The organism is Bifidobacterium thermophilum (assembly GCF_037482445.1).
GTDB classification, from domain to species: domain Bacteria; phylum Actinomycetota; class Actinomycetes; order Actinomycetales; family Bifidobacteriaceae; genus Bifidobacterium; species Bifidobacterium thermophilum_B.
In genome coordinates, this window is sequence record NZ_JBBHLY010000001.1 from 70,518 (window position 1) to 90,944 (window position 20,427).

Sequence of the window (20,427 nt, forward strand, 5' to 3'; positions counted from 1 at the left end):
CCGCCTGCGTTATCGCTTCTTCCGATAGCCGGCATTCGATGCCTTGACGCCCAACACGACTGCTGCGGCGCGGGATGCCGGGTACATGTGCAGGGCGATACGCGATAAAAACACGCGATGGAAATGCGTGGCAAATGCGTGGCAAATGAAAACGCCCCCGAGGGGAACCTCAGGGGCGTTTACGCTAGTTCAGCGTATCAGGTAGAACCTGCGAGGCGCAGACTACTCGATGATCTTGGTCACACGACCGGAGCCAACGGTGTGGCCGCCTTCGCGCACAGCGAAGGTGAGGCCCTCTTCCATGGCGACCGGCTGGATCAGCTCGACCGTGAAGGTCGCGTGATCGCCAGGCTGGACCATCTCGACGCCTTCCGGCAGGGTGATCACGCCGGTGACGTCGGTGGTGCGGAAGTAGAACTGCGGACGGTAGTTCGAGAAGAACGGCGAGTGACGGCCGCCCTCGTCCTTGGTCAGGACGTAGACTTCGCCCTCGAACTTGTGGTGCGGGGTCACGGAGCCCGGAGCAGCCACGACCTGGCCACGCTCGACCTGGTCACGGTTGATGCCACGGAGCAGCAGGCCGGTGTTGTCGCCAGCCTCGGCCTCGTCCATCTGCTTGTGGAAGGTCTCGATGGAGGTGACGGTGGTGGTCTGGGTGTCGCGCAGGCCAACGATCTCCACGTTGGAGTTCACCGGGAGCTTACCGCGCTCAACACGGCCGGTCACGACGGTGCCACGGCCGGAGATGGTGAAGACATCCTCGATCGGCATCAGGAACGGCTTGTCGAGATCGTGGACCGGGGTCGGGATGTACTCGTCGACGGCATCCATGAGGTCCTTGACGGTCTGGACCCACTTCTCGTGATCCGGAGCATCGTCGTGCAGGGCGCCGTACGCGGAGGTACGGATGACCGGGCAGTCACGGTCGAAGCCGTTCTCGTCGAGGAGGTCGCGGACCTCTTCTTCGACGAGGTCGATGAGCTCTTCGTCGTCAACCATATCGCACTTGTTCAGCGCAACGAGGATGCGCGGCACGCCGACCTGGCGGGCGAGCAGCACGTGCTCGCGGGTCTGGGCCATCGGGCCGTCGGTGGCGGCCACAACGAGGATGGCGCCATCCATCTGGGCAGCGCCGGTGATCATGTTCTTCACGAAGTCGGCGTGGCCCGGGCAGTCCACGTGAGCGTAGTGGCGCTTCGCGGTCTGGTACTCGATGTGGGCGATGTTGATGGTGATACCACGCTGCTTCTCTTCAGGAGCGGCGTCGATCTGGTCGAAGTCATACTCCGGGTTGAGATCCGGGAACTCCTCGTGCAGCACCTTGGAGATGGCGGCGGTCAGGGTCGTCTTGCCGTGATCGACGTGGCCGATGGTGCCGATGTTAACGTGCGGCTTAGTACGCTCGTACTTTTCCTTTGCCATGTGTGTCCTCCTGGACGTCTCGTAGTTTGCCCGCGCGATCTTCGCGCTAGGCACTCGCTACATATTACTGGGTTTCTGGGTTGTGTGCCACATCAGAGCCCGAACCCAGTCAACGCTAGTCTATTCTAGCGCCGACTGGGGACAGGGCAAGTCCGATGCGGCTCAGTGTGTCACTCGCCGCGCTGGGCCTTGATGATCTCGTCGGAGACGGCCTTCGGGACCTCGGCGTACGAGTCCATCTGCATGGTGAACATGGCGCGACCCTGCGTCTTGGAACGCAGGTCGCCGATGTAACCGAACATCTCGGAGAGCGGGACCTTCGCGTCGATGACCTTCACGCCGGTGGCGTCGGTCATGGACTGGATGGAGCCACGACGGGAGTTCAAGTCGCCCATCACGTCGCCCATGTACTCTTCCGGCGTGCGGACCTCCACGGCCATGATCGGCTCGAGGATGACCGGCTTGGCCTTCGGAGCGGCTTCCTTGAAGCACATGGAGCCGGCGATCTTGAACGCCATTTCCGAGGAATCGACATCGTGGGTCTGGCCATCGGTGACGGTCGCCTTGACGCCGACCACCGGGAACCCGGCGAGCACGCCGGACTGCATGGCTTCCTGGACACCAGCGTCGATGGCCGGGATGAACTCCTTGGTGATGTGGCCGCCGGTGACCTCGTTGACGAACTCGTAGGTCTTGCCGGAAGCCGGGTCGATCGGCTCGAAGTTCATGAGCACCTTAGCGAACTGGCCGGAACCGCCGGTCTGCTTCTTGTGCGTGTACTCCTGGTTCATGACGGCCTTGCGGATGGTCTCGCGGTACGCGACCTGCGGCTTGCCGACATTCGCCTCGACCTTGAACTCGCGGCGCATACGGTCGACGATGATGTCGAGCTGGAGCTCGCCCATGCCGGAGATCAGCGTCTGGCCGGACTCTTCGTCGGTCTTGACGCGGAAGGTCGGATCCTCGTCGGACAGCTTCGCCAGGGCGATGCTCATCTTCTCCTGGTCGGCCTTGGTCTTCGGCTCCACGGCCACCTCGATCACCGGGTCGGGGAAGGTCATGGAGGTCAGGGAGATCGGGCTCTTCTCATCGCACAGCGTATCGCCGGTCGTCACGTTCTTCAGGCCGACGAAGGTGTAGATGTTGCCGGCTTCTGCAGCGTCGACCGGGTTCTCCTTGTCGGCGTGCATCTGGAAGATCTTGCCGACGCGTTCCTTCTTGCCCTTGGTGGAGTCAAGCACCGTGTCGCCGGGCTTGACGACACCGGAGTAGACACGCACGAACACGAGCTTGCCGTAGAACGGGTGGGTCGAGATCTTGAAGACCAGCGCGGAGAACGGGTCGTCCATGGTCGGCTTGCGGTCGATTTCCACGGATTCGTCGCCGGGCTTGAAGCCCTTGATGGCCGGGACGTCCTCAGGGCTCGGCAGGTAGTCGACGACTGCATCGAGCATCGGCTGCACGCCCTTGTCCTTGAACGCGGAGCCGCAGGTCACCGGGAAGGCCTCGCGGGCGATGGTGAGCTTGCGGATCGCGGTACGGATCTCGTCCTCGGTCATCTCGCCGGACTCGAGGTACTTCTCGAGCAGGTCCTCGTCGGTCTCGGCGCACGCGTCGAGCAGCTCGGCACGGTACTGTTCGGCCTTGTCCTTGAGGTCATCCGGGATGTCCACGGTGTCGTAGTGGGCACCGAGATCGTCCTTGACGTCATTCCAGACGTACGCCTTCATGCGGACCAGGTCGACGACGCCGGCGAAATCGTTCTCGGCGCCAATCGGCAGCTGGATGACGAGCGGCTTGACGCCGAGCTTGTCCTTGATGGTCTGCACGGAGTAGTAGAAGTCGGCGCCGAGCTTATCCATCTTGTTGATGAAGCAGATACGCGGGACCGAATACTTGTCAGCCTGGCGCCACACAGTCTCGGACTGCGGCTCCACGCCTTCCTTGCCGTCGAAGACGGCGATGGCGCCATCGAGCACGCGCAGGGAGCGCTCCACCTCGGCGGTGAAGTCCACGTGGCCAGGGGTGTCGATGATGTTGATCTGGAACTGGTCATCCACGTCGTGGGTCTGACGATGCCAGAAGCAGGTGGTTGCGGCGGACTGAATGGTAATGCCGCGCTCCTGTTCCTGAGCCATGAAGTCCATCGTCGAAGCGCCATCGTGCGTCTCACCGATCTTGTAGTTCTTGCCGGTGTAGTACAGGATGCGTTCGGTGGTGGTTGTCTTACCGGCATCGATGTGGGCCATGATGCCGATGTTGCGTACCTTATGCAGGTCGGAAAGCACGTCCAGTGCCATAAGTGTTCCTTAGCTCTTGTTCTCTTCAGTCAATTACCAGCGGTAATGAGCGAAGGCCTTGTTGGCTTCCGCCATCTTGTGGGTGTCCTCGCGACGCTTCACTGAAGCACCGAGACCGTTGGACGCATCGAGAATCTCGTTGGCGAGGCGCTCGGCCATGGTCTTCTCGCGACGAGCGCGGGAGAAGTCGGTCAGCCAGCGCAGCGACAGGGTGTTCGCGCGAGCGGGCTTCACCTCGACCGGGACCTGGTAGGTCGCACCGCCGACACGGCGGGAACGGACCTCAAGGCTCGGACGGATGTTGTCGAGAGCGCGCTTGAGCACAGCCACCGGCTCCTGATCGGTCTTCTCCTTGACCATATCAAGAGCCGAATACACGATGTCCTCGGCGATCGACTTCTTGCCGTCGAGCAGGATCTTGTTGATGAGCTGCGCCACAACGGTCGAACCGTAGATCGGATCGGGCAGCACCTGATGCTTCTTAGCGGGTCCTTTACGTGACATATCTCTTACTTCGCCTTCTTTGCTCCGTACAGGGAACGACCCTGCTTGCGGTCCTTGACGCCCTGGGTATCAAGCGCGCCACGCACGATGTGGTAGCGCACGCCCGGCAGATCCTTCACACGGCCGCCGCGCACGAGCACGATGGAGTGCTCCTGCAGGTTGTGGCCCTCGCCGGGGATGTAGGCGGTGACTTCGATGCCCGAGCTCAGACGCACACGAGCGACCTTACGCAGAGCCGAATTCGGCTTCTTCGGGGTGGTGGTATACACACGGGTGCACACGCCGCGGCGCAGCGGGCTTCCTTTCAGGGCCAAAGTCTTGGACTTCTTCGGCTTGGCCTTACGTCCCTTGCGGACAAGTTGTTCAATCGTAGGCAACTTCAGTTCTCCGATTCATTGATTTCCTGTTCAGGTGAAGCCGCCGCACCGAGGCCCCACATTCCCGCAGAATCGGAGATATGAAACAGCCACAGTCCACCGGCCCGATGGCCCGTCCTCCTCCTGCCGCCACGTCACCGCGCGCAATCTAACGGATTCCGGGATATCCCAGCGCCCACGCCTGTCACATAAGGCATACCGCTGGCACACACGGATTTTTATTATATCATCGGACTGGGTGCGACACGCCCGTGGGAATTATTGGGATATCGGGGAACTTCTGCCGGAACACCATCATGAATGCGTTTGCTCATCCGGAAGCATCCGAACATCGGCGACTTCGGCATGTCGGGGTATCGGGAACCAACGGCATGTCTGGATCTCCTCGCTGGTCATGTTACGCGACCTTGGCGTTGCGGATGCGGGAGAATATGCGGAACCCGGTCGACGGGCCATGAAGTCCCAGATTGGTGCGGGAGTTTATCGCGGTTGCGCCGATACGGCGATATTCTCCCAGTAACGGCTTCAGAGGGCGATTTTCAGAACCGCGGATTTCCAACGGTCCTATTGGGAGATCATCCGCAGGGCCAAGGATTTCCATGATCTCCCAGCCTTCGTGCGGGAGTTTATGCGCTCATCAGGCGAATCCGACAATTCTCCCGGAAAATCACTCCCCCAAGTACCGCCATACATGGCAAGCAGCACCACCCCTGTTGTCGTATCCCGACTCCCGGAAACAGCCACATCCAAACAACCCACGGACGAACCCAGCGACTCTCCAGGCAAACCCGCGCAAACACCGCCCTCAGCGTAACCGGTTTGGATGAGGGATAGCGGGCGGCATGCGCATTGCCGAACCATCGGACACGTATTGCGGCATGCCCCATTGTGATTTATCCCTTTGCGGCCTTCTCCATTGTTGCCCATATCCCCATACCCAAGAAAAAGGTGGCCCCCGCAATGCCGAACTGCATCTGCGGGGGCCACCTGGAAGGAGGTGATCATCATGTCCAACGCCGCGCCACCTTGCGCGGCAACCTAAACCTTATGCCATTCACCAACACAACATACCCAGCGCCTCATGCGCTTGTTACGCCAGCTGGCTTCAGCGGCCCGGCCTACCTTGCCGTACTGCCCGTGCCGCACATAATCATCACCAATATTCAGTTTTCGATATTCAATTATCTCGAAGGCGTTGCACCAGCCCTTGCGGACTTGCGCTCCATTGGATCCCGTCGACTTGCTCGGCTGAATCCAACTCCGGCCTTCAATTGCAATTATACCGGATTTCTCGGTCCGAAAAGAAAAGAAACGCCGAAGTTTCTTCGCGATGCGGGCGTGTCAGCCACAGCTGCCGATACCGCGCAAAGCCTCGTGCAACAAGGGATTATGCAATCCAAAATCACACAGACCAGTCACCACCGAACGGCAACGCACAGAACGCGTCGAAAAACCGGGACGAGCTTGCCGGACCACCGTGCAACCCCAGTCACCTCGCGGTCCATGATCGCTACGAGAAGTTGAGATTCCAGACTTCGCCCCTGACTCGCCTCAGCGTCTCCCGCCTTGGAGACGAACCGTATCGCGTGCAGGGGGCGACAGTCAAGACGACATGGCGGCTGTCGTGCGAATCACTCGTGGGGACGGGAAGCGTATCAAGGTCAATCCACGAATACGGGACTTGATGTAACGAACGACCATCAGCGAACATTCTGCCGATGAAGCCCACGAACCGCCGGGAGAATATCCACGCACGACCTCAAGACGGATTATCTCCCGGCTGTTTGCGGAGTTTACCGCGGATACGCGAATCCGGCTGTTTTCTCCCGAACACGATTTCAGTGGCGAATTCAGGAATCGCATGATTCCAACGTTTCCGTTGGGAAATCATCTTCAGAAGCGCCGGATTCCATAGAACTCCCACATCCTGTGCGGAAAAACAGCACGAAATCGGGCAATCCGCCGACTTCTCCCGGGCACACCGGTGCCGCCGACCCGAATAATCCCAAGCAACCACTATGGACCCCCTTCCGCCCGTAACCGTGGCTGTCCTGCTTCCACCGACACTCACGGCACACTCAGCGTCGGCAGAAGGTCATTGTTCTGCTTCTGCCGACGCTGAGGCGTCCCTAAGCGTCGGCAGAAGGTTGAAGGACGGACACGACGTTGAGCACGAATCTATGGCCGGCCGGGACATGGCTGAGCGCCGAGCAGAGTACGCACCGCACATACCGGATCCCATCGTCACATTACGCGCGGTTCGGCCGATCGCCCTCACGAACTGGCTACGCCGACGGTGGCCCTAGCGTAACCGGTTTGCGAAAGGAACGTCAGCCCGGCGACGCACTGTCGCATCGTGGGCACAAGTCGGGAGGAAAAACAAAACCCCGGGCGAACCCGGGGTTGATGGGGTGGATAACGCGGCTCGAACGCGCGACCTTCTGAACCACAATCAGATGCTCTACCGGCTGAGCTATATCCACCATGTGGCGCCAAACCGAGGTGAACCTCGTTTCGCACAACAGTCAAAGACTATACACGATGTTCAGGACGTATGCTTCCCGGCGCGTCGTTTTTACCCGCAACCCAAGAAACGCACGACACCCATTTACACCGCCATCGACGAAACACCCAACACAACGACAGACAACACTGCAACACTGCAACACACCAACGCCACAACGTACCACCATAAACCGCCCCGCGGAAGTGGAACGACCGTGGCCGAACAGCACCGCATGCGCGATGCCACTCGACCACGGTCGCGAATGACACCCCAAGCCGGGCAAGAGGAGTGCAGTGTATTGGAACCCGGCTTCGGGGAGGCTTGATTGGGGTTACTCAGCGGTCACATCGTGCGCCATCTCGGCGAAGGCGTTGATGTAGGCGTCGCAGGCGGCGTCATCGTGGGCCACCGACAGCGTCCATTCCTCCTCGCGCCCCGGCGTCATGAACACGCCACGGTTGGCGGCGTACAGCCAGCACAGCTGGTTCAAGTCGGTGCGCTGGCCCTGCTTGAAGGTCACATAGTCGACGATCTTGTGCGGGGAGAAGGTGACGCAGCCCTTGGCGCCGAACCCGATGGAGTAGCCCGGGAAGTCGTACTTCTTGATGACTTCGGTGCAGCCTTCCATCAGGCGGTTGTTCAGGTGGTCGAACAGCTTGTAGGCCTCCGGGGTGAGCACCTTCTCGAGGTTGGCGCGGGCGGCGGCCACGCACAGCGGGTTGCCGGAGTAGGTGCCGACCTGGTAGACCTCACCGGATTCGACGACGCTCATCACCTCGTCGGTGCCGCCGATGGCGCCCATCGGCAGGCCGCCGGAAATCGCCTTGGCCATGGTGACCATGTCCGGGGTCACGCCGAACAGCTTGGTGGCGCCGCCAGGTCCAATGGTCAGGCCGGTCTTGACCTCGTCGAAGATGAGCACGATGCCGTGGCGCTTGGTGATCTCGCGCACCTTCTCGAGGTAGCCGGGCTCCGGCGGCACGATGGACATGTTCATCAGGCAGGCTTCCATGATCAGGCACGCAGGAGCCTCGTCATCGGTTTCCATCTCGCGGATGCGGGCCTCGAGCGCGTCGGCGTCGTTGAACGGCACCGGCACGGTCAGCGGGATCAGGGACTTCGGGATGCCGGCGCCGTACGGGATCTTCTTCAAGTGGTTCTTGTCGCCGATGTTCTCGTAATCGCCGACGATGGAGATCATCACCGCGTCATGGTGACCGTGGTAGGAGCCGAAGATCTTCATGATGTGGTCGCGGTGCGTGTAGGCGCGGGCGATGCGGATCGCGTCCATGGTGGCCTCGGAGCCGGAGTTGGTGAAACGCCACTTCGGCAGGCCGAAACGCTGGGTCAGCTCGTCGGCGACTACGAAATCATCCTCGTCAGGGAGCGCGAAATGCGTGCCCTTCGGGAACCGTTCGGCGATCGCCTTGCCGATTTCCGGATTGCCATGGCCCTGCACCATGGCACCGTAGCCGTTGTGGAAGTCGTAATATTCGTTGCCGTCCACATCCCACAGCTTGGAGCCGCTGCCGTGATCGACGTAGATCGGCCATGGGTCGCGCAGCTGATAGGAGGAGGCGACGCCGTTGCACAGGTGCTTGCGGGCTTCGTTATACATCTCGCGGGACTTGCCGAGCTTGGCGTTGAGCTTCTCACCTTCCTTGGCGGTGAGTTCCTTGATCCTGGCTTCACTGATGCTGGCCGTCATGTCGAATCCTTTCCTTCTGCAGCCCGATGATGCGTTTTCCGTCGCATTCCATCATCTTGGCTACGAATTTCGTACATTCATAGGTAAAACCAGCATTATTTCGTTGGGATTTCTGATTCCGGAACCGTTTTTCCGCTCGTAACAATTCGTCAACATGGATGTTCGCTTTCGAGAGTGATTCGCAGCGGCGGCGAGCATCGCGCTGTGCGCATCCGAGTTGCGACCGATGAAGGATATGAGGATTGGCCCGGAATACCAAGGATTCGTGAGCGCCGACGCCGCAGGCGACGATGGGGCCCGGCATGTGAGCATAACCTCGCACGGACCGGTGGACGGACTGCCAGCCAGGCGATGGAAGGCGGGAACATGTCCGCCATGCGAGCGAATCCCCACACATCGCCAGATACGCAGTCTTCAGGCCACATCCCGGTCATACCAGCCGCCATCTTGTGAGTCAATCCTCACACGATGACAGACCCGCACCACCGAATCAACGATCCCGGGCACCAAACCGGTCACCGTGTGAGCCAAACCTCACACAACCATCCTCAAACCACCCCATCCACAACATCCGACCCAACCAACCGGTCACCATGCGAGCGAATCCCCACACATCGCCGGATATGCAGCCTCCGGGACTGCAACCTGGACAACACCAACCGCCTCCGTGCGAGCGAATCCCCACACGATGACAGGCACGACGCCGGGTGACGCGGAAGGCGGCACCACTGTCATCACGCGCCAACCCGCCATTGCGCAATTGACGCACCCCGCATCACGAATGAGCCCAAAGTCCAGTCAAGCACGATCAGTCCAGTACTCCCCCAAACACAACAATGGGTCATACGGAGGTTTCCCTCCGGATGACCCGATTGCCCCGCAACCACGCAAGACGCACAGCCGCACCCGCTGCACTCCTTGCGCAGCCGCATCACTGCTTGAAGTTCTCGAACAGCTGCGTGTAGTTGTCGTTGATGGCGTTCGAGCAGGCCTTCTCAGTCACTGCATGCTTGAGTTCATCCGCGCTCGGCACGATTGTGTTGGACGACCGCATCTCGCTCGGCAGCAACGCATCACCGCCCTTGAGCACAGACCCGGCGCCCGCGGACTCGTCAATCGCCTCCTTGTTCTTCGGATCCAGCATGTAATTGATGAAGGTCTTGGCCTGGTCGATGTTCTGCGCCCCCGCGGCAATCGCCATATTGTCCACGAACTGGGTGGTGCCATCGGACGGGTAGACGAATTCGAGATCCTTGTTCGACTGCTGCGCCTGGTAAGCGTCGTAACTCCAGATCATGCCGATGACTTGCTCCCCGGAAGCCAGACGATCCGCCACACCTTCCGAGCTGACAACCCCGACCTTCGACCGGTAGGACTGCAGCAGATCGTTCGCGTTCTGGTAGGCGTGCGCATCGGTGGTGCACTGCTCAGAGCCCACGGCACGCAACGCGGCATTGGTCACCTCAATGGAATCATTGAGCAGCTGCGACTTGCCGTACTTGGAGGACAGCGCGAAGAACTCCTTCCAGCTGGTCGGCGCCGCGGACTTGGGGATCTTCTTGGTGTTGACCATGAACCCGGTGTAGCCGATGACGTAGGGCGCCGAATACTGGAGCTTGGGGTCGTAGTACGGGCTGGAGAACTCCTTGGAGATGTTCTTGCCGTTGGGCAGTTTGGACACGTCGAACTTGACGAGCATATGCTCCTTGATGAGCTGGTAGACCATGTAGTCGCTCGGCATGACGATGTCATACCCGGACCCGCCGGTGGATTGCAGCTTGGCCTCGAGCGCCTCGTTGCTTTCGAAGGTGTCCACCGTAAGTTTGATGCCGGTGTCCTTCTCGAATTTCTTGATCACGTCATCAGGCATGTAGCCGGCCCACGTGTAGATGTGCAGTTCGCCGCCATGCGCCTCGTGGTATGCCCCATCGGCAATGACATCAGTCGTGCGAGCGGAATCCGAGATACCGCCCGAACATGCGGCGGACGACAGCAGGCCCGCAACAGCGAGCGCCATGCACGCCACACGACGGAACGTCCTGCCCACGTGGCCGCGGACGTACCCGCGGCCACAGCCACGCCCGCTCTCACGGTAGTCGGAATATGAATGATTTGAAGGGATAACAGCTGATGAGGTGCGCATTTCGGCTCCTTTCTTCGGTATGACGGCTGCGCTCTGGCGCACGCCGCCGTTCAGTCGTCCTTGCGGTTGGTCAGGACCGAGGAGATGACGGTCACGATGACGGCGAGCAGGAGCAGAAGCGTGGCGACGACGTTGATGCTCGGGTTCACGCCCTTGCGGATAAGCGAGAAGATGTAGATCGGCAGGGTCGTCGTGCCGGCGGATGTCAGGAAGTTCGAGATCATGAAGTCATCCATCGAGATCACGAAGGCCATCAGCGCGCCGGAGACGATGGCCGGGGCCAGCAGCGGCAGGGTGACGCGGCGGACCGTGGTGATTGGCGACGCGCCGAGATCCACTGCGGCTTCGAAGCACGAGGTGTCGATGGTCTGCAACCTTGCGCGCAACGGCATCACCACGAACGGGATGCAGAAGGTGGTATGCGCGAGAATCAGCGGCAGCAAGCCCGGCTTCAGGCCGATCATACGGATGAAGCCCATGGTGGCGACGCCGAGCACGACCTCCGGGATAATCAGCGACGCGTTGATCAGCCAGCCTGCGAGCGCCGAACCCGCCCGTGACATCTGGTCGGCGGCGAGCACGAACAGCACGCCGATGGCAGTGGACAGGACCATCGCGATGACCGCGACTTCGAGCGAGGTCAGGGTCGCCGAGATGATTGCCGGGTCGTGGAACACCGTGCCGTACCAGGACAGGGAGAACCCTTTCCACAGCAGCGCCTGACGGCCGCCGTTGAAGGAGAACATCACGACCATGAGCATCGGCAGATACAGGAACAGGATGACGAGCACGCTGATGAACGCGACGCCGGGGAAGGTTTTCAGCCGGTTTCGCCCGGAACGCCGGGTGCTCAGCGCCCGGTCGGGCTGCTTGTCTTCGAGCCATTGCGGCATTTGGGCGGACGCGTGTTCGCCGCGTTCGTCGATGGTTCGTTCGACGATGGCGCCGAATTCCGCCGCGGTGCCATAATCCATGTGGACGACCGGAGCGGTTTCGCTGTCGGGTGTCCCGGCGACCGTGCGGATATCCGCCGCTTCCCCGGTACGCTTGGTTTCCTTGTTGCTGCTAGTCATTGCACTCACCTCGTTCTGTTCATACCGCCATGCCGGCGTCACGCGCCGCTTTGCCGCCGCCGATGCTTGCCGCGACACCGCACAGCAGCGTGATCAGCAGAATCACCGTGGACAATGCCGCACCGAACGGCCAGTTGCGCGCTTCGGAGAACTGGGAGGCAATCAGGTTGCCGACCATGAGGACACGGCCGCCGCCAAGCAGCACGGGCTGCACGTAGGAGCCGAAGGCAGGGATGAAGCACAGCGCAATGGCCGAGGTGACGCCTGGTTTCGCGGCGCGCAGGATGATCCGCCGCATCACGGTGAGTTTGCGGGCGCCCAGGTCGTATGCGGCTTCGACCAGACGGAAGTCGAATCCGGACAGCGCCGAATACATCGGCATGATCGCGAACGGCAGGAAGGTGAAGATCAAGCCGATCAACGAGGCACCCGACGTGTACAGCAGCTGTTTGCTGCCGACGCCGATGAACCTCAAGAAGCCGTTGATCGGGCCGTTTTCATTGAGGATGAGCATCCACGCGTAGGTGCGGACGATGAGGTTCGTCCAGAACGGGATGTTGATCAGCAACACCAGCAGGCGCTGGGTTGACGGCTTGCGCAACGACATCCACAGGGCGATGAAGAAGGACAGCACGATGCAGATGAACGTGGTGACAAGCGCCTGCCACAACGAAGTGCCGAACACCTTGAGATACCGCGGGTCGAAGGAGGTGCGACCCAGGAAGTCGGTGGTGAACAGCAGCTTCTTGTAAGCGTTCGTGGAGAACTTGTAGACCACGCCGCCGCCGACATCCGGCTGGCTCATGAAGGAGAACGCGACGATGACGCAGATCGGGCCGAGTGTGAACAGCAGACCGACGATAATAGCGGGAATCGAATACCAGTGCGACAGCATACCGGGCTTGATGCTGCCCGAGGCGGCGAACAGGGTGCGGCGGCGACGGGAGGTCGTTGTCTTGACCTCTTGCGAAGGCGCAGAAATCGGCGGCTTGCTGCCATCCAAGGCGGAAGAGGTTTCACTCATCGTTCCACCACCCTCATGTGGTCGGGGCTGACCGTCACCCCGACGTTCGCGCCGACCGTGAGCAGTTCGGCGTCAAATGGCGGGTTGACACGGATCTGTACGGGCGTGCCGTCGGCGAGACGGACATGGCAGCGTACATCCGAGCCCATGTAGGTGACGGTTTCGACCGTGGCCTGCAGGGCGCCCTCCCCCGCACGGCCGAGCACAATGCGTTCCGGGCGCACGGCCGCGCTCACGGCCGTCCCCTTGCCATACCCGCTCAAATCCTGTGTCACGGGGAAAATCTTGCCTTCGACCTCGACCGAGCCGGCATCATGCACGGTGGCGTCGAGGAAGTTGATATCACCGATGAAGTCGGCGACGAACCGGTTGGCAGGCTTGTCATAGATTTCCTCCGGGGTGCCGACCTGCTCGGGCTTGCCCTTGGAGAACACGGCGATATGGTCGGCCATCGACAGGGCCTCTTCCTGGTCGTGCGTGACGAAAATGAAGATGATGCCGGTCTCTCGCTGCAGACGCTTCAATTCGACTTGCATCTGGCGGCGCAGCTTGAAATCAAGCGCGGACAGGGATTCATCGAGCAACAGCACCTTCGGGCTTTTCGCGAGCGACCGGGCGAGCGCGACACGCTGCTGCTGGCCGCCGGACAACTGGCTGGGCAGGCGCTTGCCGATTTCGCTCAGATGCACCAGATCGAGCATCTCCTGCGTCTTGCGCTTGATGTAGTCCTTCGGCTTCTTTTCCATTTCCAAGCCGAAAGCGATGTTCTGTTCCACCGTCATATTGGGGAACAATGCGTAACTTTGGAATACGGTGTTGACCGGACGCTCGTATGGCGGCATCTCGTCGATGCGCTGGTCACCCAGATAGATTTCGCCGGCATCCAGGGTTTCCAGACCGCCGATGGACCGCAGCAGTGTCGTCTTGCCACAACCGGAGGGGCCGAGCAGCACGAAGAATTCGCCGGCTTCGATGTTCAGGCTCACGTCGTCGATGGCGTGGACCAATTTGCCTTCCGCCGACCGGAAGGTCTTGCGGGCGCGGTTGATAGTCAGGCCGCTTTCTCTCAATTCCACGTCCTTGTCGCGGCCGATACGGACGCCGGTATCATCCGGCTGATGCGATTCCGCCGCAGATGATGACGGGACCGCATCCTGGACAGGTGATTGTGTCGTGGTCATCGCTCCTCCTTGGTAATTCGTCCGGTCATCCTGCGGCGCCTGTCCGCGGGACGCGTCACGTTCGTGCGTGGCTTGCGAGAACTTCGAGTTCGATAGCGTGCGAGGCTTGGTCTCTGCTGTTTTCGTTGTGATTTATCAAAGGTTGCGATGATTTCCGTTGCGTAAACGTAATATTGCGACTAAAAATGCGGCGTAACGCGGAATTTTCCCCTTGGTCTCGCATCGTGAACAAACACCTGCTGATATGGTCGCATGAGAGTTCAGCATGATATCCACGAACCGTTCCCGGCGGCAGGCTCCCCGGACAACGGCGCCGCAGCCATGGAACCACACAAGTGCACGTTGCTCGACGAGACGAACAAGGCGATTATCCGCGAATTGCAGAAAAGCGGACGCAAGCCGTACGGGGCGATCGGCAAGGTGGTCGGCCTGTCCGAAGCCGCCGTGCGAGGGCGCGTCCAGCGACTGGTCGAGGCGGGGATCATCCAGATCGTCGCCGTCACCGATCCCATCCAGCTGGGGTATCGCAGGCAGGCCCTGATCGGCGTGAACACCAGCGGCGACCTGGACGCGATTGCCGACCGGCTGCGCAAGACCGGCGGCATTGATTACATTGTCGCCGCGGCCGGGCGTTTCGACATGCTGCTGGAGGTGTTCACCGCCGATGACGACGACCTGCTCGACCTGGTGATGCGCATCCGCAAAATTCCCGGGGTGGACCATACCGAGGTTTTTACCTATTTGCGGCTCATTGAGCAGCGGTACGATTTCGGCGTGCGGTGAGGCGCGAAGGCCGACAAGCACAGGAGCCGCAGGGCATCGCCCCTTCTCGAAGTCCCCGTATCCAGACCCGCACACAACGTGGCCGATAGTGCCACAACCCGCGCAACCTGGCAGTATTACCGGCGGTCATGCGGATTCATGGTGTCGCCGTCGTCCGGCAATGCCGTCTGGGCCGGGTGGCCCGACAAAGCGATGGCCGGCTGCCATATGCGGCAACCGGCCATCATCGTTCCCGATGCGCCCGCAATCAGCGCGCGGCTTCAGTGACGAGCTTGTAGTTCGCGAATTCGCGGATGCCGAGCGGGCCCATTTCGCGGCCGAACCCGGAGTTCTTCACGCCGCCGAACGGCAGTTCCGCGGAATCGGCGCCGGATTCGTTGATATAGGTCATGCCGGATTCCAGACGGTCCGCGAAGCGCAGCCCCTGCTCATGATCGGTGGTGAACACGTAGGAGCCAAGACCGTACGGCGAATCGTTGGCGACCGCGATGGCCTCATCCTCGCCGGACACCCGGTAGAACTGGGCGACCGGCCCGAAGAACTCCGTGCGTCGCGCGGCGGACCCCTCAGGGATATCGGTCAGGATGGTCGCCGGATAGTAGGCGCCGTCATGCTCGGTGCCGCCCAGCACCACCTTCGCCCCGTCATCGATCGCGGCCTGCACCTGGGCGGCGAGTCCGTCGGCGGCTGAGGCGGAGCACAGCGGCGCAAGCTGGCGCTCCTTGGACACCTTGATGAAGCGCTTCAGGAACTCGTCGTACAGCGAATCAATGATGATGAACCGCTTGGCGCCGTTGCAGATCTGGCCGCTGTTCTCGTACCGGGCGTTCGCACCGGCCTCGACCGCGGCATCCAAATCGTCGGTGCCCATGACGATGAACGCGTCATTGCCGCCCAGTTCGCACACGACCTTCTTCAAAGCGGCGCCGGCCTCCTGGGCGATCGCCTTGCCGGCACGCTCGGAACCGGTCAGGGATACGCCACGGACGCGCGGGTCGGCGATGACCTTGGCGATCTGCTCGTTGGTGGCGTACACGTTGACGAACGCGCCCTTCGGGAAGCCCGCCTCGAGGAAAATCCGCTCCATCGCTGCCGACGACTTGGGACACAGGGAAGCGTGCTTAAGAATGATGGTGTTGCCGAGCATGAGGTTCGGTCCGGCAAACCGGGCCACCTGATAGTACGGGTAATTCCACGGCATCACGCCGACCAGCGGGCCGATCGGCAGGTGCCGGATGAACGCCGTGCCCGCCGCGGCGCGGTCGACCGGCTCGTCGGCAAGGAATTCAGCGGCGTGATCGGCGTAATATTCAAGGATTTCCGCCGAGAATTCCACCTCGACAAGCGCCTCGTCCATGGTCTTGCCCATCTCGTGGTTGATGATCGTGGCAAGCTCCTGCTGCTGGTCGCGATAGGCGGCCACCGCCTTGCGCATCAGCGCCGCACGCTGTTCGATGGTCGTGGTCCTCCCCCACGTGCGATAGGCGTCATCGGCGGCGTCCACCGCCGCGGCGACCTGCTCGTCGGTGAAGGTTTCAAAGCTTTCCTCGACCTGTCCGGTCGCCGGATTGGTCACTGCATATCTGCTCATCATGTCGCCTTTCGTTGTCGCAACTCACGCAATACGCAGCCAGTCAACGATATCCATGCGATATTCGCTGAATATCAATGTTTTGCCCGCGTTTTCCTTTGCGTTTGGCGGCATGATATGCGATTTCCGTATCATCGGCGTTACCGGGATATTGCGGGCATGCGATCAGCAGACCGGATCAGGCACATGCCCGACACCCGCATTCCTACGCAGCAGCATGTTGCGCCGCATCGTTCCCCGTGGGTGTCAGTTGTACGAGTATTGCTTCTGCGCGGTCCCATCGCGCACGGCTTGCAACACCCTCCGGTACGCCGGTTCGCTCGGATCCGGATAAGCACAGTAATATCCGACGGTTTCCCCTGTCTTCGGGTCGAAATGAACCGTCCAGATTTTCGCTATCTTGTCACCGAGCTTGATGTCATCGCTGATGGTCGTGTTTGTCGTCCAAGAGCCGACATTCGTGAGCGTGGATATCTGATAGTGTCCGTCGAGTATCCACCGGTCGTCATCTCCGCCGGCGCCGCAGCTGCCACCGCCGCTTCCATCACTGCTCCAACTTGCGCAAAAGTTCGGCACACCGGTGCCTGCCTCGACAAAATACGTATACGTGAATGTGTTGTAGCCACGGTTTTTCGCCGTCGGATTTACCTTGCCCGACGACGAGAGAAAGGCCTCAATACCCAGCGTTTCCGCACTTTTCGCATGCTCGCGATTCGCGGCGAGCCGCGCTATCCTGACCTGGTTGTTGTAAATCGGAACCGCGATTGCCGCGAGAATCCCTATGATGATAATCACGACAAGGAGTTCGATCAGGGTAAAGCCATCTTGCCTTTTTCTCTCCCGCCACATAAGACATCATCTCCAAACGCCTAGGTCTGCATCATGGGGCACGATGCTGACGCGGCGAAATGCCCATCTTCATATCCACACCTTTGCGGACACCGTAATTATATCCATTGTGTGCCGGCGATTCAACATGTGTGCGGGTTCCCGCAGGCTCCAAGCAAACACCCCCGCTCAAGGTTCAGGCGATCATGGGCGTTCATCGCGAAGATATGCTGTTGAGGCACTCCGGATATACGGGACTCCCACACACCAACCGGTCACGGGGACCACGGCGGACATGACACCCATCACTCACCGCCTGCCGTCGAAGTCGGCGATCGCCTCGCGTTCCATGGCGACGAATTTGCGCACGCATGACTCGATGGAATACTCCTCACGCGTGTGCTCGGCATAGATGGCGCCCCAACGGCTCAATTCGTCGGGGTGGTCGATCCACCAGTCGATGCGCTGGGCGAGCATGGCCGGGTCCTGGGCCTCGAACAGCGAATGGTCGCACAACGCGAACTGCCCGGCGGCGCTCTGCGTGGACCTGGCTATGACAGGCACAAGTCCGGAGGCAATGCCTTCCAGAACGCTCAACGATTCGATATCCACAATCGAAGGGTGCACCAGCAGATCGCACGAACGCAGGAATGCGGGCATCTGCGCGTTGTCGTGAAAACCGATCGACCAACGTCCGGGCAGCAATTGCGCCGCCATCCGCCGCAGTTCATGTTGCAACGGCCCGGTGCCGCAAATCGACAATTCGATATCCTCGGCATGCCGGCTCAACGCGACCGCTCGAATCAGCGTCACATGGTCCTTCTCACTGGCTAGACGCCCCGAAGCGACGATTCTGAACGGTCTTGGCGACGGCGAACCGGGTTCACGCTGCTGTTTGGCGGTGAATCTTGGCGAATAGCCGTTGGAGATCACATGCAGTCGCTGCCGGTAGCCATGCGCCCGCAACTGCGCGGCAATCATATGCGAGGGCGTGTGGATATGCCGGATATGCCGGTACAGCATGCGGTCGAACAGCCAGTAGATGAACGCCGAAGCGCCGGGGATATATCGCAACGGCCCCGCCGAATACAGAACGTTCTCCGGCTGCAAGTGGAATCCGGCAGTTGCGGGGATGCCCATCTCATGTGCGGTCCGCACCGCCATGCGGCCGTATTTGAACGGCAGGTACACGTGGACAACATCCGCGCCCTCAAACGCCTTGCGGAACATCGCCCGGTCAGGCTGTGCGAATTGCATCTGCTGTTTCGCCGCGATCCAAGAGACCAACGGGATGTGACGCACGCGAATCGGATACTCGGGCGAACCAATACCGACCAGACGGACCGTATGACCTTGCCGGCGCAGCTCCTTGGCATACTGCAACGCCGAATTCGACGTGCCGTTGCCTTCATTGCCCGCGGTGTCGACGACCAGCGCGATGACGAGCGGGCGGCCGGCATCCTCGGTACCGCCAGCCGCCACAGAAAACCCCTGATTCTTCATGCTCATACCGGTATCGTAAGCCTCAAGCCCCACGAAGCCGGAATGCCACGCCGATTACCGTACCGTGACAGTCAACGCGTCGGCAACGCGTCCGGCCTTGGCACGGGCGTCATCGGCGCTGTCCCCGATGGCCAGTGCCACGGCCATACGACGATGCCCGTGGACTTCCGGTTTGTTGAAGATACGCAGATTGGTATCCGGCTCGGCGAGCGCCTGCGGCACATTCGAGAAAATCGCTCGGCCGTCGCCTTCGACGACGATGGCATGGCTCGCACCAACCTGCCCGTCGCCGAGCGCCAAATCGACATGCTCCTGGCTGACCGGAATACCCAGAACCGCCCGCGCGTGGAGCGCAAATTCGCTCAGCCGTTGGGAAATCATGGTCACCATGCCGGTGTCGTGCGGACGCGGGGAGACCTCGTTGAACAGCACCGAACCGTCGGTGAGGACGAACAGTTCGACACCGAACACGCCCCAGCCGCGCTCGCCGTGCTCGTGCGCGTCGGCGACCAGCCCTTCGACACAGCGGCGTGCCAGGTCTTTCGCGATTCTCAAGGTGTCCGGGTTGACAGCCGCCGGCTGCCAGGATTCGCGGTAATCGCCGCTTTCCTGACGCTGCCCGATCGGAGTGCAGGTGACGACACCCGCGGACGAGCTGACGGTCAGTACGGTCAGCTCATAATCAAGCGGTGCGAGCGCTTCGACGATAACGCGAGAAATACCGCCTTCGCCAGCCGCACGACGACCGACCTGCGCCTCATGCCAGGCGGCGTCGATGGCATCCGGGGTGCGTACAACAGACTGGCCGTGACCGGAAGAGCTCATGATTGGCTTGACGACGCACGGGTAACCTACGGTTTGCGCGCCGGCACGCAGTTCCTCGAGCGACCCGGCGAAACGGTAGGGTGTGGTCGGCAGCCCAAGCTTCTCGTGGGCGAGCACGCGCAGGCGCTCGCGGTCCATGCAGATGGCGGCGATGCCAGCACTCGGCACGACTTGCACGCCTTTCGCGGCGACGGCATCCAGTTCGGACGTGGCGATTGCCTCAACTTCAGGGATGACGATATCCGGCTTGATTTCGGCGAACAGGGCGTCCAACTGCTCAGGATTGGCCATATCGAGGACACGGTATTCGTGGGCGACCTGCTGTGCCGGGGCGCCTTCGTAGCTGTCGGCGGCGCACACCCACGCGCCCAGGCGCATGAGTTCGATGGCGATTTCGCGGCCAAGCTCACCGGAGCCAAGCAGCAGAACCTTGGTGCGCGCGGCGTCGGCGGATCGGTCGAGCGGGGTACCAAGCCGCGGATCGGCTGGCGTCGCGACGGAGGCTGATTGTGATGCACTGGACTGGCTTGCGTTGACTGTGGCTTCGGCGTAATCACTCATACCCGTCATCTTGCCATCGGGGGTTGTCAGAACCGTTGCCGACGGCGTTGCCCGGCCCCGAATCGAACCCGTTTGCCGCCGCGCCGATACCGGATAGG

The 20,427-nt window shown here is 61.1% G+C and carries 15 protein-coding genes and 1 tRNA gene; 2 read left to right on the forward strand and 14 right to left on the reverse strand.

Going from position 1 to position 20,427, the window contains the following annotated elements:
- Nucleotides 1-222: 222 nt before the first annotated feature.
- The 4 genes from tuf to rpsL all read right to left on the reverse strand — a co-directional run bounded on the left by tuf (nt 223) and on the right by rpsL (nt 4,603).
- Nucleotides 223-1,422 carry an elongation factor Tu gene (gene tuf / locus WD012_RS00300; protein WP_339561835.1) on the reverse strand — a complete coding sequence of 400 codons (1,200 nt, stop codon included), beginning with the start codon at nt 1,420-1,422 and terminating at the stop codon, nt 223-225.
- A 170-nt stretch (nt 1,423-1,592) separates the two neighbouring features.
- Complete coding sequence (gene fusA / locus WD012_RS00305) at nt 1,593-3,722, reverse strand: elongation factor G (protein ID WP_339561836.1); 2,130 nt, start codon at nt 3,720-3,722, stop codon at nt 1,593-1,595.
- Nucleotides 3,723-3,755: 33 nt separating this feature from the next.
- The gene (gene rpsG / locus WD012_RS00310; protein WP_015450699.1) at nt 3,756-4,226 is read right to left on the reverse strand and encodes a 30S ribosomal protein S7; all 471 of its coding nucleotides are present in this window, start codon (nt 4,224-4,226) and stop codon (nt 3,756-3,758) included.
- Between the two features lie 5 nt (nt 4,227-4,231).
- Nucleotides 4,232-4,603 (reverse strand): 30S ribosomal protein S12, encoded by a 372-nt coding sequence (gene rpsL, locus WD012_RS00315; RefSeq protein ID WP_004269067.1) that lies wholly within the window; start codon nt 4,601-4,603, stop codon nt 4,232-4,234.
- A gap of 960 nt (nt 4,604-5,563) precedes the next feature.
- Here rpsL and WD012_RS00320 point away from each other — a divergent pair.
- Entirely contained in the window at nt 5,564-6,127 is a 564-nt protein-coding gene (locus WD012_RS00320) for a hypothetical protein (RefSeq protein ID WP_339561837.1), read from the forward strand.
- 883 nt (nt 6,128-7,010) lie between these two features.
- On the opposite strand, the gene WD012_RS00325 is transcribed toward WD012_RS00320, so the two are convergent.
- From WD012_RS00325 to WD012_RS00350, 6 genes are all read right to left on the reverse strand, one after another.
- Nucleotides 7,011-7,086 (reverse strand) — tRNA-His (locus WD012_RS00325).
- 354 nt (nt 7,087-7,440) lie between these two features.
- A complete protein-coding gene (locus tag WD012_RS00330) occupies nt 7,441-8,817 on the reverse strand; it encodes an aspartate aminotransferase family protein (RefSeq protein ID WP_029576028.1) in 1,377 nt (458 codons plus the stop codon).
- A gap of 931 nt (nt 8,818-9,748) precedes the next feature.
- Entirely contained in the window at nt 9,749-10,834 is a 1,086-nt protein-coding gene (locus WD012_RS00335) for an ABC transporter substrate-binding protein (RefSeq protein ID WP_339561838.1), read from the reverse strand.
- A gap of 176 nt (nt 10,835-11,010) precedes the next feature.
- On the reverse strand, nt 11,011-12,033 hold the full coding sequence (locus WD012_RS00340; protein WP_339561839.1) for an ABC transporter permease: 1,023 nt from the start codon (nt 12,031-12,033) through the stop codon (nt 11,011-11,013).
- 19 nt (nt 12,034-12,052) lie between these two features.
- Nucleotides 12,053-13,057 (reverse strand): ABC transporter permease, encoded by a 1,005-nt coding sequence (locus WD012_RS00345; RefSeq protein ID WP_339561840.1) that lies wholly within the window; start codon nt 13,055-13,057, stop codon nt 12,053-12,055.
- Nucleotides 13,054-14,238 carry an ABC transporter ATP-binding protein gene (locus WD012_RS00350; protein ID WP_339561841.1) on the reverse strand — a complete coding sequence of 395 codons (1,185 nt, stop codon included), beginning with the start codon at nt 14,236-14,238 and terminating at the stop codon, nt 13,054-13,056. Before WD012_RS00350 ends, WD012_RS00345 begins: the two co-directional genes overlap by 4 nt.
- Before the next feature lie 252 nt (nt 14,239-14,490).
- Here WD012_RS00350 and WD012_RS00355 point away from each other — a divergent pair, with 252 nt between their 5' ends.
- Nucleotides 14,491-15,021, forward strand: a complete 531-nt coding sequence (locus WD012_RS00355; RefSeq protein ID WP_339561842.1) for an Lrp/AsnC family transcriptional regulator — start codon at nt 14,491-14,493, stop codon at nt 15,019-15,021.
- Nucleotides 15,022-15,268: 247 nt separating this feature from the next.
- On the opposite strand, the gene WD012_RS00360 is transcribed toward WD012_RS00355, so the two are convergent.
- The 4 genes from WD012_RS00360 to purT form a co-directional block, all read right to left on the reverse strand.
- Nucleotides 15,269-16,615, reverse strand: coding sequence for an NAD-dependent succinate-semialdehyde dehydrogenase (locus tag WD012_RS00360; RefSeq protein WP_339561843.1), 1,347 nt, complete (start codon nt 16,613-16,615; stop codon nt 15,269-15,271).
- A 243-nt stretch (nt 16,616-16,858) separates the two neighbouring features.
- Nucleotides 16,859-17,461, reverse strand: coding sequence for a prepilin-type N-terminal cleavage/methylation domain-containing protein (locus WD012_RS00365; RefSeq protein ID WP_339561844.1), 603 nt, complete (start codon nt 17,459-17,461; stop codon nt 16,859-16,861).
- A gap of 288 nt (nt 17,462-17,749) precedes the next feature.
- The gene (locus tag WD012_RS00370) at nt 17,750-18,949 is read right to left on the reverse strand and encodes a glycosyltransferase (RefSeq protein WP_422614321.1); all 1,200 of its coding nucleotides are present in this window, start codon (nt 18,947-18,949) and stop codon (nt 17,750-17,752) included.
- A 48-nt stretch (nt 18,950-18,997) separates the two neighbouring features.
- Complete coding sequence (gene purT / locus WD012_RS00375) at nt 18,998-20,329, reverse strand: formate-dependent phosphoribosylglycinamide formyltransferase (protein WP_339562084.1); 1,332 nt, start codon at nt 20,327-20,329, stop codon at nt 18,998-19,000.
- Nucleotides 20,330-20,427 lie beyond the last annotated feature (98 nt).

Bases quoted from the DNA above. Each gene is read 5' to 3' on its own strand.
- WD012_RS00355 (WP_339561842.1), top strand. From the start codon at position 14,491: ATGAGAGTTCAGCATGATATCCACGAACCGTTCCCGGCGGCAGGCTCC.
- rpsG (WP_015450699.1), bottom strand. From the start codon at position 4,226: ATGTCACGTAAAGGACCCGCTAAGAAGCATCAGGTGCTGCCCGATCCG.
- WD012_RS00360 (WP_339561843.1), bottom strand. From the start codon at position 16,615: ATGATGAGCAGATATGCAGTGACCAATCCGGCGACCGGACAGGTCGAG.
- WD012_RS00350 (WP_339561841.1), bottom strand. From the start codon at position 14,238: ATGACCACGACACAATCACCTGTCCAGGATGCGGTCCCGTCATCATCT.
- WD012_RS00330 (WP_029576028.1), bottom strand. From the start codon at position 8,817: ATGACGGCCAGCATCAGTGAAGCCAGGATCAAGGAACTCACCGCCAAG.
- WD012_RS00320 (WP_339561837.1), top strand. From the start codon at position 5,564: ATGCCGAACTGCATCTGCGGGGGCCACCTGGAAGGAGGTGATCATCAT.
- fusA (WP_339561836.1), bottom strand. From the start codon at position 3,722: ATGGCACTGGACGTGCTTTCCGACCTGCATAAGGTACGCAACATCGGC.
- tuf (WP_339561835.1), bottom strand. From the start codon at position 1,422: ATGGCAAAGGAAAAGTACGAGCGTACTAAGCCGCACGTTAACATCGGC.
- WD012_RS00370 (WP_422614321.1), bottom strand. From the start codon at position 18,949: ATGAGCATGAAGAATCAGGGGTTTTCTGTGGCGGCTGGCGGTACCGAG.
- WD012_RS00345 (WP_339561840.1), bottom strand. From the start codon at position 13,057: ATGAGTGAAACCTCTTCCGCCTTGGATGGCAGCAAGCCGCCGATTTCT.
- WD012_RS00335 (WP_339561838.1), bottom strand. From the start codon at position 10,834: ATGGCGCTCGCTGTTGCGGGCCTGCTGTCGTCCGCCGCATGTTCGGGC.
- WD012_RS00365 (WP_339561844.1), bottom strand. From the start codon at position 17,461: ATGTGGCGGGAGAGAAAAAGGCAAGATGGCTTTACCCTGATCGAACTC.
- purT (WP_339562084.1), bottom strand. From the start codon at position 20,329: ATGAGTGATTACGCCGAAGCCACAGTCAACGCAAGCCAGTCCAGTGCA.
- WD012_RS00340 (WP_339561839.1), bottom strand. From the start codon at position 12,033: ATGACTAGCAGCAACAAGGAAACCAAGCGTACCGGGGAAGCGGCGGAT.